Annotated in this window: 15 protein-coding genes; 7 read left to right on the top strand and 8 right to left on the bottom strand. The window is 67.1% G+C overall.

Translation table 11 applies throughout. The features are described from left to right. Positions 1-12 precede the first annotated feature (12 nt). Entirely contained in the window at positions 13-351 is a 339-nt protein-coding gene (locus ACJEIK_RS19680) for an MmcQ/YjbR family DNA-binding protein (protein ID WP_409430151.1), read from the top strand. A 296-nt stretch (positions 352-647) separates the two neighbouring features. Here the strand turns inward: ACJEIK_RS19680 and ACJEIK_RS19685 are convergent, their stop codons facing one another. From ACJEIK_RS19685 to ACJEIK_RS19695, 3 genes are read right to left on the bottom strand one after another with little or no spacing between them, the layout of a single operon-like run. After that, the gene (locus ACJEIK_RS19685; protein ID WP_409430152.1) at positions 648-2,117 is read right to left on the bottom strand and encodes a flavin-containing monooxygenase; all 1,470 of its coding nucleotides are present in this window, start codon (positions 2,115-2,117) and stop codon (positions 648-650) included. A 55-nt stretch (positions 2,118-2,172) separates the two neighbouring features. Then, entirely contained in the window at positions 2,173-3,129 is a 957-nt protein-coding gene (locus ACJEIK_RS19690) for an alpha/beta fold hydrolase (RefSeq protein ID WP_166428204.1), read from the bottom strand. 59 nt (positions 3,130-3,188) lie between these two features. Then, positions 3,189-4,280 carry an NAD(P)-dependent alcohol dehydrogenase gene (locus ACJEIK_RS19695; protein ID WP_409430153.1) on the bottom strand — a complete coding sequence of 364 codons (1,092 nt, stop codon included), beginning with the start codon at positions 4,278-4,280 and terminating at the stop codon, positions 3,189-3,191. Between the two features lie 69 nt (positions 4,281-4,349). On the opposite strand from ACJEIK_RS19695, the gene ACJEIK_RS19700 reads away from it, so the two are divergent. Together ACJEIK_RS19700 and ACJEIK_RS19705 are read left to right on the top strand one after the other, a co-directional pair. Then, positions 4,350-5,204, top strand: a complete 855-nt coding sequence (locus ACJEIK_RS19700; protein ID WP_409430154.1) for an EamA family transporter — start codon at positions 4,350-4,352, stop codon at positions 5,202-5,204. A gap of 56 nt (positions 5,205-5,260) precedes the next feature. Then, the gene (locus ACJEIK_RS19705) at positions 5,261-6,232 is read left to right on the top strand and encodes an NADPH:quinone oxidoreductase family protein (RefSeq protein WP_409430155.1); all 972 of its coding nucleotides are present in this window, start codon (positions 5,261-5,263) and stop codon (positions 6,230-6,232) included. Here the strand turns inward: ACJEIK_RS19705 and ACJEIK_RS19710 are convergent. The 3 genes from ACJEIK_RS19710 to ACJEIK_RS19720 all read right to left on the bottom strand — a co-directional run bounded on the left by ACJEIK_RS19710 (position 6,219) and on the right by ACJEIK_RS19720 (position 11,464). Next, positions 6,219-7,832 (bottom strand): CocE/NonD family hydrolase, encoded by a 1,614-nt coding sequence (locus ACJEIK_RS19710; protein ID WP_409430156.1) that lies wholly within the window; start codon positions 7,830-7,832, stop codon positions 6,219-6,221. The two genes, ACJEIK_RS19705 and ACJEIK_RS19710, sit on opposite strands and share 14 nt — an antisense overlap. Positions 7,833-7,997: 165 nt before the next feature. After that, positions 7,998-9,827 carry an acyl-CoA dehydrogenase gene (locus ACJEIK_RS19715; RefSeq protein ID WP_409430157.1) on the bottom strand — a complete coding sequence of 610 codons (1,830 nt, stop codon included), beginning with the start codon at positions 9,825-9,827 and terminating at the stop codon, positions 7,998-8,000. A 182-nt stretch (positions 9,828-10,009) separates the two neighbouring features. Then, complete coding sequence (locus ACJEIK_RS19720) at positions 10,010-11,464, bottom strand: aldehyde dehydrogenase family protein (protein WP_135357273.1); 1,455 nt, start codon at positions 11,462-11,464, stop codon at positions 10,010-10,012. A 136-nt stretch (positions 11,465-11,600) separates the two neighbouring features. On the opposite strand from ACJEIK_RS19720, the gene ACJEIK_RS19725 reads away from it, so the two are divergent. Further along, on the top strand, positions 11,601-12,260 hold the full coding sequence (locus ACJEIK_RS19725) for a cysteine hydrolase family protein (protein ID WP_244602341.1): 660 nt from the start codon (positions 11,601-11,603) through the stop codon (positions 12,258-12,260). 62 nt (positions 12,261-12,322) lie between these two features. Beyond that, a complete protein-coding gene (locus ACJEIK_RS19730; protein ID WP_082934811.1) occupies positions 12,323-13,057 on the top strand; it encodes a sulfite exporter TauE/SafE family protein in 735 nt (244 codons plus the stop codon). A gap of 3 nt (positions 13,058-13,060) precedes the next feature. Here ACJEIK_RS19730 and ACJEIK_RS19735 read toward each other — a convergent pair whose 3' ends face one another. Together ACJEIK_RS19735 and ACJEIK_RS19740 are read right to left on the bottom strand one after the other, a co-directional pair. Beyond that, complete coding sequence (locus ACJEIK_RS19735) at positions 13,061-13,411, bottom strand: DoxX family protein (RefSeq protein ID WP_133428391.1); 351 nt, start codon at positions 13,409-13,411, stop codon at positions 13,061-13,063. A gap of 5 nt (positions 13,412-13,416) precedes the next feature. Continuing rightward, on the bottom strand, positions 13,417-14,034 hold the full coding sequence (locus ACJEIK_RS19740; protein ID WP_064858922.1) for a TetR/AcrR family transcriptional regulator: 618 nt from the start codon (positions 14,032-14,034) through the stop codon (positions 13,417-13,419). Positions 14,035-14,214: 180 nt separating this feature from the next. Between ACJEIK_RS19740 and ACJEIK_RS19745 the strand changes: the two genes are divergently transcribed. Both ACJEIK_RS19745 and ACJEIK_RS19750 read left to right on the top strand, forming a co-directional pair. Continuing rightward, positions 14,215-15,618 carry a DUF222 domain-containing protein gene (locus tag ACJEIK_RS19745; protein ID WP_409430158.1) on the top strand — a complete coding sequence of 468 codons (1,404 nt, stop codon included), beginning with the start codon at positions 14,215-14,217 and terminating at the stop codon, positions 15,616-15,618. 287 nt (positions 15,619-15,905) lie between these two features. Next, complete coding sequence (locus tag ACJEIK_RS19750; protein WP_409430159.1) at positions 15,906-16,718, top strand: cutinase family protein; 813 nt, start codon at positions 15,906-15,908, stop codon at positions 16,716-16,718. Positions 16,719-16,720 lie beyond the last annotated feature (2 nt).

Below are 16,720 nucleotides of genomic sequence, written 5' to 3' on the forward strand. Positions count from 1 at the left end.
GGTTCGAAAACCGTGCTCGATGCCGATGATGTGCGCCGCATCGCGCTGTCGCTCCCCGAGACCACCGAGAAGGAGCGTTGGGGCCATCCGACGTTCGATGTGGCGCGCAAGATGTTCGTCACCGTGCCCGACGATGAGACCTCATTTGCGGTGCGCTGCCCCAGATTCGACCGCGAAGAGTTGATCGCGGCCGAACCGCACAAGTTCTGGGTGCCGCGCCACGAGGCGGCATCGTCGTGGGTGCGGGTGCGGCTGGCGGCGCTCGACGATGAGCAGGAACTGACCGACATCCTCCAGGACTCCTGGCGCCTGGCAGCCCCGGCCAGACTCACCGAGCAAGAAGAATCCTGAACGCCGAAGGTGCGTACAGACCGTCAGATCTGTGGATGAGGCGCGCTGATTGCACAGTCGTGGCGGGGTGTGGTTCATCGACTTCGTGACTGTGCAATCAGACGGTCGAAATCGTGAAATCGACGATCAGGTGGCACAGTCGCGACCCACCCCCTGCTGGGCACTTGACAAGCAAATGTCTTGTGGGCTTTGACCGTGCGTTGACGCTCACAACGTTCGAATAGTGAAGATGCTGAGCGCACGATCAACGCGAGGCCGACGTTCCGCACCTCGCAGGGGACCGCTCGCGGGAGAAATCAGACCCGCTGCGTCACCCGGCCGAAGACCATGGACTCTTCGATGCGGTCGAAGCGGTGGTCGATGACGTCGAGCACGTAGTTGTGCCGGACGTGCCACGGGCGATGGGTGCCGGATTTCGGCAGCGCATGGGGATTGCGGTTGATGTAGCCGGCATCGAGATCGAAGGTTTTCTTCTCGTCCATCGGCACGTCACCCAGATGCGGGTAGGCGTGCGTGTAGCCGTGAGAGTCCATGTACGCCACCAGCTTTGCGAAGGCACGGGCGGTCATGTCGGCGCGCAGGGTCCACGATGCGTTGGTGTAACCCAGGCACCATGCCATGTTCGGCACGTCCTCGAGCAGGAACTCCTTGTAGACGTAGCGGTCCGACGGCGTGATCGCGACACCGTCGACCGACAGGGAGATGCCGCCGAGGGCCTGCAACTCCAGCCCTGTCGCGGTGACGACGATGTCGGCGTCGATGCGCGCACCGGACTTCAGCACGATGCCGTCGGCGTCGAAGTGCGAGATGTGGTCGGTGACGACCTCGGCGCGGCCGTCACCGATCGCCGTGAAGATGTCGCGGTCGAGCACGGCGCAGAGGCGTTGGTCCCAGGGGTCGTACTTCGGGTTGAAGTGCACGTCCACGGGGTAGCCGGCCGGCAGTGCGGCCACGGCCCGGCTCCGGATGAGCCGGCGCCCGCCCTTGGGGAATTTGCGCAACAAGTTGTAGCTGAGGACGCTGATGAGCACGTTCCGGAACCACACGATGCGGTGAGCGATCTTGTCCGGCAACAGCTTCCGGATCAGGCTGACCATGGGGTCGATCTGCCACTGCGACATCAGATAGGTGGGCGACCGCTGCAGCATGGTCACCTTCGCGGCCGTCTTCGCCATGGCGGGCACCAGGCTGACGGCGGTCGCACCACTGCCGATCACCACCACCTTCTTGCCGGCGTAGTCGAGTGACTCCGGCCAGAACTGCGGATGGACAACGTCGCCGCTGAAGGCATCGATGCCCGGGAAGTCCGGGGTGTAGCCCTTGTCGTAGTTGTAATACCCGGTGCCGCAGAACAGGAATCGGGCGCGGTACGACCTGGCCACGCCGTCCTGCAGGGTCTGCACCGTCCAGGTGTCGGTCGTCGAATCCCAGTCGGCCGACTGCACATGGGTGTTGAAGGTGATGTGACGGTCGATGCCGTGCGTGCGTGCCGCGGTGGTCAGGTACTCACGGATGTGATCACCGTCGGCGATGTTCTCCGGCCGCGTCCACGGCTGGTACGGGAAGCTCAGCGTGAAGATGTCGCTGTCCGACCGGATACCCGGGTAGCGGAACAGATCCCACGTGCCGCCGATGCGTGCCCGCCGTTCCAGGACTGTGTAGGTCAGCTGCGGGTTGCGCTGGTGCAGCCGGTACGCGGCGCCGATGCCGGAGATACCGGCACCGATGATCAGCACATCGAAGAACTCGCCGTCGCTGGCCGTCATGAATCTCCCTTGATCAAATCCGGTACCGCCGGTATCACCTTAGGACATGGCGGTCCTAGGCCGTCGAACTGTGGGCCGAGCCGACGAGCAGCGCCCGCAAATGCTGATTGACCTGCTCGGGACGTTCCAGGTTTGCACAGTGACCGCCGCCCAGTTCGACGAACGACCACAGATTCGGCACGCTCCTGGCGATCCGGCGGGACGCCGCGATGGGCAGCAACCGGTCCTTGGTGCTGCCGATGACCAACGTCGGCACCGTCAGGTTGTCCAGTCCGATGTGATGCGCATCGAGGTTGTCCACCAGAGCGTTCACCCATCCACTACGGCCGGCCGCGGAGGTGCCCATGAACAGTTCGTAGACGTAGTCGGCGACGGCAGGGTCGGCGTCACGTCCGACGGCGATCATGGCGACGAACTGGCGCGCCGCTTTCCGTGAGCCTGGCACCAGCGGAGCCCCGCCGAACGTCTTCAGGATGCGCCCGGCGGCGTAGGCCCGGGACTTGGCCAGCGAGTTCGGGACCTGTGCCAGCTGGACCAACTTCAGCAGGTCGCCGGTCGTGGTGTTGATCAGGGCGACGGCGTCCGCACATTCGGTGACACGCTGCGGGTAGCGCTGTGCCCAGGACGTGATGGCGATGCCACCCATCGAGTGCCCGGCGATGACGGCCCGCTCCCCCGGCCTGAGCGTCGCCCCCAACACCGCATCGAGGTCGGCCGCGAGAAAGTCCAGGTTGTACTTGTGACGGCCTTTGGGAGCGGCACTCTGGCCGTGCCCGCGGTGGTCGTAGGCAATGACCCGGTAGTCGGTCGCCAGCTCCGCGATCTGGTTGCCCCACACGCCGATGGCGCAGGTGATGCCGTGGGCGAACACGATCGGCTGCCCGTGTTCGGGACCGAACACCTCGGCATGCAGCCGGGTGCCGTCGACGGCCTTGATCTCCATGGCACGGCCTGGTGGCAGGGGCGCGGGACGTCCGGGTCTGACCAGCTTGGATGAGGTGAAGGCGGTCATACTGCTCCGTTCGGGTTCGGCGACGTTGCCGGCGGGACATCCCGTACCAGCGAGCCTACCTAAATAACCAGCACGGGTTTGACAGCGCGACCGGCCGCGGCGTCGGACCAGGCGTCGGCGAAACGGTCGAACTGGTAGGTCCGCACCAGTTTGTCGATGGGCAACTCACCGCTGAGGACGTGCCCGGCGAGCCGCGGGATGAAGGTGTGCGGCTCGCTGTCGCCTTCGATGACCCCTTGCACACGGAGTCCGTTGGCCAGGATCAGGCCGACGGGCAGTTCCGCGGTGAGCGCACCCAGCCCGACGAGCGCGAGCGTGCCGCACTTGCGCAGCATGCTCAGCGCGGTGCTGATGACGTCGCCACGCGCGGTGGTGTCAACGGCCAGCGTCGCGCCACCGCCGGTGAGTTCCATGATCTCGGCAGGCAGGGTCTCCGAGGCCGAGTCGACGGCTCCGGTCGCACCCAATTCGATTGCCAGCGAACGTCGTTCGGCAATCGGATCGACCGCGATGATCGCGCGGCACCCGGCGATGCGGGCACCCATCACCGCCGAGAGACCGACCGCGCCGGCGCCCCACACCACCACCACGTCGCCGGGCCCCGCCGCCAGGGTGTTCAGCACCGCGCCGACCCCGGTCTGCACACTGCAGGCCAGCGGCGCCGCCAACTGGGCGTCGATGCCGTCGGGCAGCACCACGACATTCGACGTGTTGGCCAGCGCGTGCGTGGCGAAGCTGGACTGGCCGAAGAATCCACCGCGAACGGGCTGACCAGCCAGCCGCAGGGCGCTCGACTCATCACCGCGGTCGCCGGCCATGTTCAGGCGTGTCGCGTTGTCGCAGTAGGCCGGCGTGTCGGACGAGCAGGCGGCACACTGCGCGCAGCTTGCGAAGGTCAGGACGACCCGACTGCCGACGTCGATGCGGGCGTCCGGGCCCGCGGCCAGCACGGTGCCCGCGCCCTCGTGGCCGAACACCATGGGCAGTCGCTTCTCCGGCCAGCGCGCCGCCGTACTGATGTCGGTATGGCAGATGCCCACCGCGCTGATGCCGACCAGCACCTCGTTGCCCTGCGGTTCACGAATCTGGACGTCGTTCAGTTCGGGGGTCGTACCCGGGCGGAGCAACACTGCGGCACGTGCGTCGATCATCCACGGATGGTAGGTCGACGGTAATCTGCGCCGGGTGACCGGGATCGACAACCGTCGGGTGCCGCGCGGGTGAAGCTTCGTGAGCTGCCGGGGTGGTCGGTGCCCTTCGTCTTTGTCACCGGTGCGGCATCGCAGTATCTCGGCGCCGCGATCGGCGTCTTCCTGTTCTCCACCACGCAGCCGGCGACGGTGGCCTGGCTGCGGGCCGCCGCCGGCGCGCTGGTGCTGGCGGCCTGGCGCCGGCCGTGGCGGATGCGGCTGACGCGCCGCCGGATCACGATCGCGACGTTGTTCGGGTTGATCACCGTCGGCATGAACATCGCGTTCTACGAGGCGTTGGCGCGCATCCCCCTGGGCACTGCCGTCGCGGTGGAATTCATCGGACCCACCCTGGTGGCGACGCTCGGCTCACGCCGACCTCGGGACCTCCTCGCGGCCGGCCTCGCCGCCGGCGGCGTCGCACTGTTGGCCGGCATCGAGTTCACCTCCGAACTCGCCGGGGTCGCGTGGGCGCTGGCCGCCGCGGCGTTGTGGGCCGGCTACATCCTGGTGGGCAAACGCGTGGCGGACGCGCACGGCGGGCTGGATGCTCTCGCTCTCGGGATGTCCACCGCTGCAGTGATTTTCGCACCGATCATCATCGGCCTGCAGACCCACACGAACGCGGCTGTGTTCTTCGACGCCCGCACCTGGCTGCTCGGTCTGGGCGTCGGATTGCTGTCGACGGCCATCCCCTACGGCCTCGACCAGGTCGTCCTCCGCCAGGTCGGCCAAGCGCGGTTTGCGATCCTCCTGGCGCTGTTGCCGGTGACCGCCACCATCATCGGTCTGACAGTGCTGCATCAAGTGCCGGGTATCGGCGAGATCGCCGGTATCGGATCGGTGGTGGCCGGCCTTTTACTCGGTGCCCGGGGCGGACGCTGAAGGCGACATGCGACAGTGACAGGGACTCACCGGCAGCCCCACAGGAGAAGAGCACCATGCGCGCCATTCAGATCGCCCGGTTGGACGGCCCGTCAGCAGCCGAACTGAACGAGATTCCCGAACCTGACGGCACCGGCGCCGTGGTGATCGAGGTGCACGCCGCCGGCGTCGCCTTCCCCGACGCGCTGCAGTCCCGCGGTCTCTATCAGCACAAGCCCGAGTTGCCGTACACCCCCGGCGCCGAACTCGCGGGCGTGGTGCGCAGCGCGCCCGAGGGCGCGCACGTCGTGGCCGGCGACCGCGTCGCGGCGTTGACCATGCTGTCCGGCGCGATGGCGGAAGTCGTTGCGCTACCGGCCGATCGGGTCTTCAAGCTGCCCGACGCGGTGTCGTTCGAAGCCGGCGCCGGACTGTTGTTCAACGACCTGACGGTGCACTGCGCGCTGCGTACCCGCGGCCGCCTCACGCCGGGCGAGACCGTGCTGGTCCACGGCGCCGCCGGCGGTATCGGCACGTCGACGCTGCGGCTGGCGCCGGCGTTCGGGGCCGCCCGCACCATCGCGGTGGTGAGCTCGCCGGACAAGGCCGAAATCGCCCGTGCTGCCGGGGCTTCCGACGTCGTTCTTGCCGAGGGCTTCAAGGACGCGGTGCGTGAGCTGACCGGCGGTCGGGGTGTCGACCTGATCCTCGACCCGGTTGGCGGCGACCGGTTCACCGATTCCCTTCGCTCACTGGCCCCCGGCGGCCGGCTGCTGGTGGTCGGGTTCACCGGCGGCGATATCCCGACGGTCAAGGTGAACCGGCTGCTGCTCAACAACGTCGACGCCGTGGGTGTCGGCTGGGGTGCGTGGGCCATGACCCACCCGGGTTACCTCGCCGAGCAGTGGGAGGAGCTGGAGCCGCTGCTGGCGTCCGGTGCGGTGATCCCGCCGGTGCCCGAGGTTTATCCGCTGGAGCGGGCCGCCGACGCCATCGCCTCGCTGGAAAACCGTTCCGCCAAGGGCAAAGTGGTCGTCACGTTGCGCTGACCGGCAGCACCAGCCGGGACTGCCCGCCGTCGCCGTGTGCGACGGTGTGCACCGAGGGCACCATCCGGGTTGCGGTCCCCAGCGGGTCACCGGTGCCCAAATTGCGCGCGAACCGCGGGAAACAGCCGCCGGCGACCAGCAGGCGGATCCGGTGGCCGGCGGCGAACCGGTACGCGGTGGCGTCGAGCTCCAGGCGCAGCAGCGCTGCGGGGGCGTCAGCCGCGGTGAGCCGCAGGTAGCCGTCCGTGACGTTGGTCGAATATCCATCGGGCGCAACGTCACTGATGCGCACGAACACGTCGGCATGCGGATTGTCGGTCCGGTGGTCCAGCTCGACGTACGGGGTTCCGATGACGTCGAGGTCGGCGGGCAGCACGGGGCTGGTGAAAGACAGGACGTCGGACCGCTCGGCCAGCGCGGTGTCGTCGATGTAGCCCGACTTGCCCGAAACCAGAAGGCGCCCACCGATACTCGGTGTCGGGTCGGCCGGGTCGTAGACAAACGTGGACGGCGCCCCACTGTCCGGTGGAGTCTCGGCCAGCGCCGCGCCGGGATGCAGGTGCCACACCCGTTCGGCGGTCGGAGGCGGCCACTCCTGCATGTCGAGCCAGTCACCGCCGGCGACGCAGATCCGCACCGGAGCCGCGGCGCGGCGCGAGCCGTCCAGCCACAGCACGGACTCCTTGATGGCCTCGGTGCCGCCGGAGCCGTGCGTCCACGGCCCGACGGTCAATGCCACCTCGACGCCGCGCGCCCGCAGCCGCCGGTACTGCTCGAGTGTCTGGTCGACGAACACGTCCTGCCAGCCGGTGATCAGCAACACCGGGCCCCGCAGGTTGTCGAGTGCGGCCGCCACACCGTTCTCGGCCCAGTACGGCGACGACGGATCCGGCTGTTCGAGCCAGGCGTTGAACCACGGGGTGCGTCCGCCCAGTAGTTCGGCGGCGGCCGGATCGAGCGGCAGCGTCTCCAGCACCGGCTTGAGCGTGCGCGGTGTCGCCATGCCACGGAGGATCTGACGGATCCAGCCACCGCGGTGCTGCCACGCCACCTGATAACTCCAGCCGAGGAAATCGCCGAGTGCGAATGACCCGGTGCTCCACACCGAATGACCGAAATCATGGGGCGCCATGGTGATGACCGACGTGGTCAGGTCGGCAGGTTGGTCGACGAGGAGCGCCAGCTGGGTGAAACCGAGGTAGGAGGCGCCGACGGTGGCGAATTCTCCCCCGTACCAAGGCTGTTCGCGCAGCCACTCGACGGTGTCGGCGCCGTCGTCGACCTCGTGGCGACCGGGCTCGAACGCACCGTCGGACCCGAAGGTGCCGCGCGTGCTCTGCAGGACGACGTGGAAACCCTGCCCCGCGTACAGCCCGGCGAACACCCGGTTGGGCAGGCCGTCGCGGCCATAGGGCCCGCGCATCAACAACGTGCCGGCGGGCTTGCGGGTCCGCGGCGCGTAATGATCGGCCAGCAGCACCGCGCCGTCGCGCATCGGCACCGGCAGCGATCGTTCCACCCAAAAACTCTTGGCGCGCGGCAGACCCAGTCGGCGGGTCAGTGCGCGGGCGCCGAGCCATGCCGGGGTGTCGCGTCGCACGTCACACTCTCCTCGTCCTGTCGTGGGCCTTGGACCATTTTCCACGGCGGGACCGGATCCACAGCAATTGAGAGCCGGAACTGTGACCTGTTCGACCACTGGCGATTTGTGCACGATTTTCCGCGGCTGTCGCGGAAAATCGTGCACAAATCGCTGGAAGGCGGGCTAGAAGGCGGCGTTCTCCAGCTCCATGACGTCGGTGTCGAGGGTCTCGATCACCTCACGCACCGAGGTCAGCAGCGGCAGCATGTTCTTGGCGAAGTACTTCGCCACCGCCACCTTGCCGGTGTAGAACGCGTGGTCGCGTTCGGCGGCGCCGTCGAGCGCGGCCTGGGCGATCTGAGCGGCCAGGATCAACCGCCAGCCGATCACCAGGTCGCCGACCGCGAGCAGGAACCGCACCGAACCCAGGCCGACCTTGTACAGCTGCTCGGGATCGCCCTGGGCTGCCATGAGGTAACCGGTCAGCGCCGCGGCCATGGCCTGAACGTCGGCCAGAGCCGTTGCCAGCCGGTCGGTTTCAGACTTGAGATCCGGCCCGGCGCCGTCGATGGTCGCCGTGATCTGGCTCGACACATGGGCCAGCGCCGAACCCTGGTCCCGGATGATCTTGCGGAAGAAAAAATCCAGCGACTGGATTGCTGTCGTGCCCTCGTACAGGGCGTCGATGCGGGCGTCGCGGATGTACTGCTCGATCGGGTAGTCCTGCAGGAACCCCGAGCCGCCGAGAGTCTGCAGAGATTCGGACAGCATCTCGTAGGCGCGTTCGGAGCCCACGCCCTTGACGATGGGCAGCAACAGGTCGTTCACCCGGTGCGCCAGATCGGCATCGGCACCCGAAACAAGCTGGGCCACATCGTCATTCTGGTACGCCGCGGTGTACAGGTAGACCGACCGCAGCCCTTCGGCGTACGCCTTCTGCGTCATCAGACTGCGGCGCACGTCGGGGTGCTCGATGATCGCCACACGCGGGGCGGTCTTGTCGGCCATCTGGGTGATGTCGGCGCCCTGGATGCGTTCCTTGGCGTAGGCCAGCGCGTTGAGGTAGCCGGTGGACAGGGTGCCGGCGGCCTTGACCCCCACCGTCATTCGCGCGTTCTCGATGACCTTGAACATCTGCGCGATGCCGTTGTGCACGCCGCCGACGAGGTAGCCGATGGCGGGCTTGCCGTGGGCGCCGAACGTCAGCTCACAGGTGGGCGAGGACTTGATGCCCATCTTGTGCTCGAGGCCGGTGACGTAGACGCCGTTGCGCTCGCCCAATTCGAGGGTCTCGGGGTCGAAAAGGTAATTCGGTACGAAGAAGAGGCTCAGGCCCTTGGTGCCCGGCCCCGCGCCTTCGGGCCGGGCCAGCACCAGGTGGAAGACGTTCTCGGCTGTGTCAGCGACATCGCCGCCGGAGATGAAGCGCTTGACGCCTTCGATGTGCCACGTGCCGTCCTCCTGGGCGATGGCCTTGGTGCGTCCCGCGCCGACGTCGGAGCCGGCATCCGGCTCGGTCAGCACCATGGTGCCGGCCCAGCCCTTGTCCATCGCCGTCCGGGCCCAGTGCTGCTGCTCCTCGGTACCCACTTCGGCCAGCGTGTGGGCCATCGCCGGTCCCAGGCCGTACAGGAAGGTCGCCGACGGGTTGGCCGAGATCAGCATTTCCTGCGTCGCCCACACCAGCGCCGCCGGCGCGGGCGTCCCGCCGGCCCGCTCATCGAGTCCCAGCCGCCACCACTCGGCTTCCTTGACCAGCCGGACCGTCTTGGCCAGGTCGTCCGAGATCGTGATCCGGTGCTCGTCGGGAAGAAACACCGGCGGGTTGCGGTCAGCCTCGACAAATGTCTCTGCGGCAACATCTTCGGCCAGCTTCGAGACCTCGTCGAGGATCGACCGCGCCGTATCGGCATCGAGATCGCCGTACGTGCCCGCATCCAGGGCCGCACCCAGCGGCAGCACTTCGAAAAGATTGAATTCGATATCGCGCAGGTTGGCGATGTAGTGACTCACACGGCAAAGGATCCGCGCCGGCCCGCAAGGTACGCAACCGTAGGTAGCGGCAACCTACGGTTACGCAGCCGAAGGGTGCGAGGTCACGCCGCCACGTGACCTCCGTCACATGGTGCGTCGCCGAGGATTTGTGCACGATTCTTCGCGGTCGGCGCGGAAAATCGTGCACAAATCGCGGGTGACTACAGCTGGACGACGACGCTCTTGTTCTTGAGGTACGCCTCGAGCCCTTCACGACCGAACTCCTGGCCCCAGCCGGACTGCTTGTAGCCGCCGAACGGCAGGTCGTGGTCAAAGACCAACTGGCAGTTGACCTGAACACTGCCGGCCTGCAGGCGCTTGACGATGCGGTGCGCCCGGCTGACGTTGGTGGTCCACGCGGTGGCCGCCAGGCCGTAGCTGGTGTCGTTGGCCATGGCGACGGCTTCGTCTTCGGTGTCGAACGGCAGGATGCTGACCACCGGCCCGAAGATCTCCTGCTGGTACAGGCGCATGCCGGGGTCGACGTTGGTCAGGACGGTCGGGTGCACGAAGTAGCCCTTGCGGTCCAGCCGGTAGCCGCCGGCGACGATCTCGACGCCGTCGTTCCTGCCTTCGTCGATGAAGCCCAACACCCGGTTGAGCTGTTTGGCACTGATCAGCGGGCCGCTCATCACGCCCTCTTCCTCCGGACCGCCGTACTTCATGAAGTTGGCGACGTTCGCGATGCCCTCGACCACCTGGTCATAGACACCGCGCTGCACGAAAATCCTTGAGCCGCAGACACATCCCTGACCGGAGTGAATGAAGATGCCCATGGCCGCGCCGAAGATGGCCTTGTCAAGCTCGGCGTCGTCGAAGATCAGCACCGGCGACTTGCCACCGAGCTCCAGCATGACCTTCTTCAGGTTGCCCGCCGAGGCCTTGACGATCTCCTTGCCCACTTCGGTCGAACCCGTGAAGGCGACCTTCTCGACATCGGGATGCGCGGTGATGGCGGCACCCGCGGTGTGGCCGTATCCGGTGATCAGGTTGACAACGCCCTCGGGCACACCCGCCTCGTGAATCAGCCGGTCCAGGAGCAGCGCCGAAAGCGGCGTCTCCTCAGCGGGTTTCACCAGGCTGCTGCAGCCCGCGGCCAGCGCCGGGGCGATCTTGGCGCAGGCGTTGAAGATGGGGCCGTTCCACGGGAAGATCAGGCCGACGACGCCGTAGGGCTCGCGCAGCGTGTAGCCGTGCTGATCGACGTAGGCGTCCGAGGCGATACCGCTGGTGCGGATGTCGTAGGCGGTGCCGTTGATCTTGGAACACCAGCCGGCGTAGTAGCGGAAGAACTCGGCGCACGTCGGCACGACGAGTTCGGACTGCATCTTCATCATGCCGGTGTTGGCCGAGTCGATGGCCGCGAACTCAGCGGTGTGCTCGTCGATCAAGTCGGCGATGCGCCACAGGATCTTGGCGCGTTCCCGGCCGGGCAATCCGGACCACACGCCGGCCTCGAAGGACGACTTGGCGCGGGCGACGGCCTCATCGACGAACTCGGGCCCGCAATCGGTGAACTCGCCGATCTGCTCTTCGCTCACCGGATCGATGATCGGGATGAGCTCACCCGTACCCGGGCGCTTCTGGATGTCCTCCAAGACCGACTGCAGCGTCATCGCGTGCCTCTCATCGTCAGCGAGCGCGCGCCCGGGGGTGGGCACGCAAACAAATGCTGTGCAGTTGCTTAGCATTGCCGCGATCAGGTCGTCAAGAGTGGCTCACGTCGGCAGGTTGTCTGGAAAGATCGCAGCTGTGTCTGCCGGCCACGACTACACCTCCCCTGACCTGGCACGCAGCGCCCTGGCGCTGATCGACGTGCAGAACGATTTCGTCTCGGGCCCGTCGCAAGTCGACGGCACCGCCGAACGGGTGCCCGCGATGGCCCGGCTGCTCGCGGCGTTCCGCGCGGCGCACCGGCCGATCGTGCACATCGTGCGGCTGTACGTCCCCGGCGGCAGCGATGCCGACCCACCACGCCGGGCCGCCATCGAGTCCGGGAAGCAGATCGCCGCCCCGCACACCGACGGAGCCGCGGTACCCGGGGAACTGCTGGCACATCCCCTCGACTACGACTCGCTACTCGCGGGCGGCGTCCAGCACGTGGCGGCGGGCGAGGTCGTCATGTTCAAACCACGGTGGTCGGCGTTCTACCGCACGGCGCTGGAAGAGCATCTGCACGACCTCGCCGTCAACACCGTCGTGGTGGCTGGCTGCAACCTGCCCAACTGTCCGCGCGCCACCCTGTTCGACGCCTCCGAGCGGGACTTCCGCGCCGCGCTGGTCACCGACGCCACCTCGCAGGTGACGCCCGAGCGGCTCGCCGACCTGGCGCTGATCGGCGTCGAGACGCTGACCACCGCCGACGTCGAGCAGTTCTTCGAGGCCGCTGCAACCTCACAGGAACGCCAGTGAAGAATTCACGGGGTGAGACCGCACAGTAAGACGCGCCGCTGACCGCCCTCGCGATCACCGCGGTGCTGCTGGCCGGCATCGCCGCGGGAGTGATCAACGCCGTGGTCGGCTCCGGCAGCCTGATCACCTTCCCTGTACTGATGGCCGTCGGTTACCCACCGCTGGTCGCCAACATGTCGAACTCCGTGGGACTGGTGCCGGGCAACTTCACCGGCGCTTACGGCTACCGGCACGAGCTCGGCGGCCAGGGCCCCCGCATCCTCCGGCTCGGCGTGGTCTCACTGGCCGGGGCGATAGTCGGCGCGGTGTTGCTGCTCAAACTGCCGCCCGGCGCATTCACCGCAGTCGTACCGTGGCTGATCCTGCTGGCCGGCGCACTGGTCCTGGCGCAGCCCGTGTTGCGCCGCGCGCTCGATGCGCGACGCGGCGCGCCGCGGTCCACTGACCATGCCGCGCCGCTGTACGCGGGCGTGTTCGGGTGTGCGGTGTACGGCGGCTATTTCGGTGCGGCGCAAGGCATCATCATGATGGCCCTGTTCGGATTGTTCGTGTCAGAAGATCTGCAGCGCCTCAACGGCGTGAAGAACATCTCTGTGGGACTGGTCAATTCGGTCGCGGCCATCATCTTCATCGTCGTCGGCCAGGTGGCGTGGCTACCGGCGCTGCTGCTGGCCGTCGGTTCGACCATCGGCGGCTACATCGGGGCGAAGATCGGACGCCGCCTGCCCCCCAACGCCTTACGCGCCTGCATCGTCGTGGTCAGTGTCATCGCGTTCACCGTCATGATGCTCCGGTAAGCGTCATATCACGTACGACAGCACGAAGACGCCGACCGAGAGCCCAAGCATGCCAAGGCAATTGATCCAGAATTCCTGCTTGAGAAAATTCGCGCGGTAGTGCGCGTAAGCCGCACACAGGAAGTAGACGATCACGCCGGCGTTGGCCGCCACCCCGATGCCGGGATACTTCAGGCCGACCAGCAGTCCCGCCACGGCGAGCAGCTTGACGACGATCAGCACCCACCACCAATCCTCCGGAAGACGCACTCCCTCAAGGCATCCGCGGATGAATTGCGGCGGGCGGATCGACATCAAGGCATCACCGAAGAGCGCCGCCGCCAAGATCGCGGTGGGCCACCAGTAGTGCGGAATTCCGGTCACTGTTCATCTCCTTGCGCTGAATCGTGGATGACGCAACGGACGACGTCGCGCAGTTGGTCTGGCACCGACGCGCCACCCGAGGCGTGGTTGCCGCCGGTCATGACGATGCCGAGGTAGGCGAAGTAGACGACCCGGGCCGCGCGCTCCGCAGCAGCATCGGGCAGGCCGGCGCACGCCAGCACATCCCGCAGTTCGGCGACGAGTGCGACGGCGAGGTCGCGGAAGATCGCCGACTCATGGGTGCCGCGGACGATGATCGACGAGTACTGCCGAGACAACGCAGGATCCTCGGCGAAGTATCGGAGAAACGGTGCGAGCAACCCGATCACGGCGTCGACCGCGCCCTCGGGGGGCAACGAATCCTGCGTTCCCCCGCCACTTTGACGGTCACGGTGCACGGCGCCGATCCACTCGTCGAACACCTCGATGAGCAACCCGTCCTTATCGCCGACCCCCATCACCGTGCCAGTGCTGACACCGGCATCGGTGGCGATCTGCCGGACGGTCGTCGCGGCGAAACCCTGCTGCCGGAAGAGCCGTTCGGCCGACGAGAGCACTTTCGCGCGAGTCTCATCGCGCGCCGCCGCTCTGGATTGAACGTGTTCAGTGAACATGTTCAAATCATGCAGTGCGGACATCTGATCGTCAAGTCGGCCTCAGGCGACAGGCCCTGGCATACGACCTCGACGAGGTGGATCATCTGGTCGGGCTAACAATTTGACCTCATTGGCCACTTTCGGCGCAGGCGTCCCAAACCGCGGCTTCTTGTCGGGGCTTCGAACTATTGTTCGAATATGGGATTGACCGATCCAGCCGCCGTCGAGGAGGCGTACGCCGCCTACGAAGCGGCGCAGGCCCGGCTCGCGACCCTGGACTACACCGGCCTGGATGTGCGGACATTGTTGGAGTTGCAGTCGCGACGGGAAACGTTGAGGTGCGCCGCCGAGGCGGTCGATCACCAGATCCTGACCGCCGCCCAAACCCAAGCCACCGCCAAGGAGATCGGGGCCAAAGACTGGCCGGAGGTGCTGCATGTGCGGTTGCGGATCAGCCGGGAGGAAGCCCGCCGCCGGGTCCGCGACACGGATAATTTGGGCCCGCGCTCGGCCATCACGGGCGAGCCGTTGGGCCCGGTGTGGGAACTGGCCGCCGGCGCCCTGGCTGACGGTGCGATCAATGCCGAGCACATCGCGGTGATCACCTGGTTCTTCCAGAGAGTCCCGTTGTGGGCGGCCGACCCGATCACCCTGGCCCAGTGCGAGACCGATCTGGTGGCCGACGCCCGGGTGAAAACCCCCGAAGACCTGCGCCGCGCCGCGCAGAAACTCTTGTACGAGTTGGATCAGGACGGCCCCGAACCCAACGACAACGAACCCGACCCCAAACGCTCGTTTGTCATGGGTAAGCAGCGACCCGACGGCCGCACCGACGTCACCGCCCAACTCGACCCCGAAGGCCGCGCCTACTGGGAAGTGCTGTTCGACAAGTACGCCGCCCCCGGCATGTGCAACCCCGCCGACCCACAGCCCTGCAACTCCGGTACCCCGACCCAAGAACAGATCGACGCGGATACCCGCACCCTCGCGCAGCGCCAATACGACGCGTTCACGTTCGTGGGCCGGATGATGCTCGCCACCGGGACCTCCGGGGTGCACAACGGGTTCCCGCTCGCGGTGGTCGCCAACTGCACCATCACCGACCTGGAAAAGCGCACCGGGATGGCGCTCACCCACACCGGGACCAAACTCCCCATCAAAGACCTGATCCGGATGGCCGCCCAAGGGTCGGACAACTACCTCGCCATCTTCGACGAGCACACCGGCCAACCCCTGTACCTGGGCCGGGCCGCCCGCACCGCCAGCACCGCCCAACGCCTCGCACTGTTCGGCCGCGACCACGGCTGCACCCGCCCCAACTGCACCGCCCCGGCCTCGCGCTCCCAGGCCCATCACATCACCAACTGGCGCGATGACGGCCTGACCAACATCGACACCATGACCCTGGCCTGCGGCCGCGACAACCGCCTCGTCGACACCGGCGGCTGGAGCACCACCATGGGCCCCGACGGCCGCACCCACTGGACCCCACCACCACTACTCGATATCGGCCAACCCCGCACCAACCACTACTGGCACCCAACCCTCTACCCGGCGGAGAGCGGAGACGACGGCGGCGAAACAGACAGTCCCACAAGCTGATACGGCGCCAGCGGCGCCCACCGACACGACACCACGTCGCGTCGCGGATGCTGCTGTCCAGATGGACGCCGGCAAGCCCTGGCCCGCAACGGATACGGAACGCCATCGCCGAATTCGTCACCGCCGAAACGCAATAACGGACTTTTGGTATGTCACGATTTGAACGCGCCGAGCGCAGCTAACGCGCGGACGAGATGCCGGTGTGTCAGCATGGACCGGTGAGGCCAAGCAGAAGCAGAAGCCGAATCAGAAGTCTGGTCGCAATCCTGTTGGTACCACCAGGATTGATGTCCGCAGCGCTACCACTGGCAGCACATGCCGCCGACTGCCCGGACGCCCAGGTCATCTTCGCCCGCGGTACCGACGAAGCGCCGGGACCTGGCGGGGTCGGGACGGCGTTCATCAATTCACTGCGTACCGCCATCAGCCCGAAAACCCTTGACGTATATGCGGTCGACTATCCCGCGACCACCGACTTCCCCACCGCCGTCGACGGAATCCGTGACGCCCGTAGGCAGATCGTGACGACCGCGGCGGCCTGTCCGCGGACCAAGATGGTGCTCGGCGGGTTCTCGCAGGGCGCCGCGGTTGCGGGCTTCGTCACCGCGGGCACCATTCCCGACGGAGTCTCCGCCGCTGAAGTGCCGGCGCCCATGCCGCCGGACGTCGCGGATCACGTTGCGGCCGTTGCCTTGTTCGGCAAGCCCTCTCCACGGTTCATGCGTGCCATCGGCTCCCCCTCGGTCACGGTCGGCCCGGTTTACCAACCCAAGACCATCGATCTGTGCGCACCCAACGACCTCGTGTGCGACGCGCACGGGTCGAGCTTCGATGCCCACAACAGTTACGAGGACAGCGGATTGGTCACACAGGGCGTCAACTTCGCGGTGAGTCAACTGCAGGCCGGGTGGGCGGCCGACGCACTGGCGGGACCCGCGCCATGGTCGTCGACGACGGTGCAGGCCGCCGATCAGGCCGGTCGCGGTCCCGCGCCGGCCGGGACTCGGCCGACCACCGCGGCGCCGGCCCACATGCCGGCAAGCGCGCCGTGGCTCCCAGGCCCGGAGCAGACCGCACAGGACACAGCGCCACCGCAGTAGCG

Origin of the sequence: Mycobacterium sp. SMC-16, from assembly GCF_046250085.1 — a bacterium.
In the GTDB taxonomy this organism is placed as follows: Bacteria; Actinomycetota; Actinomycetes; order Mycobacteriales; family Mycobacteriaceae; genus Mycobacterium; species Mycobacterium phocaicum.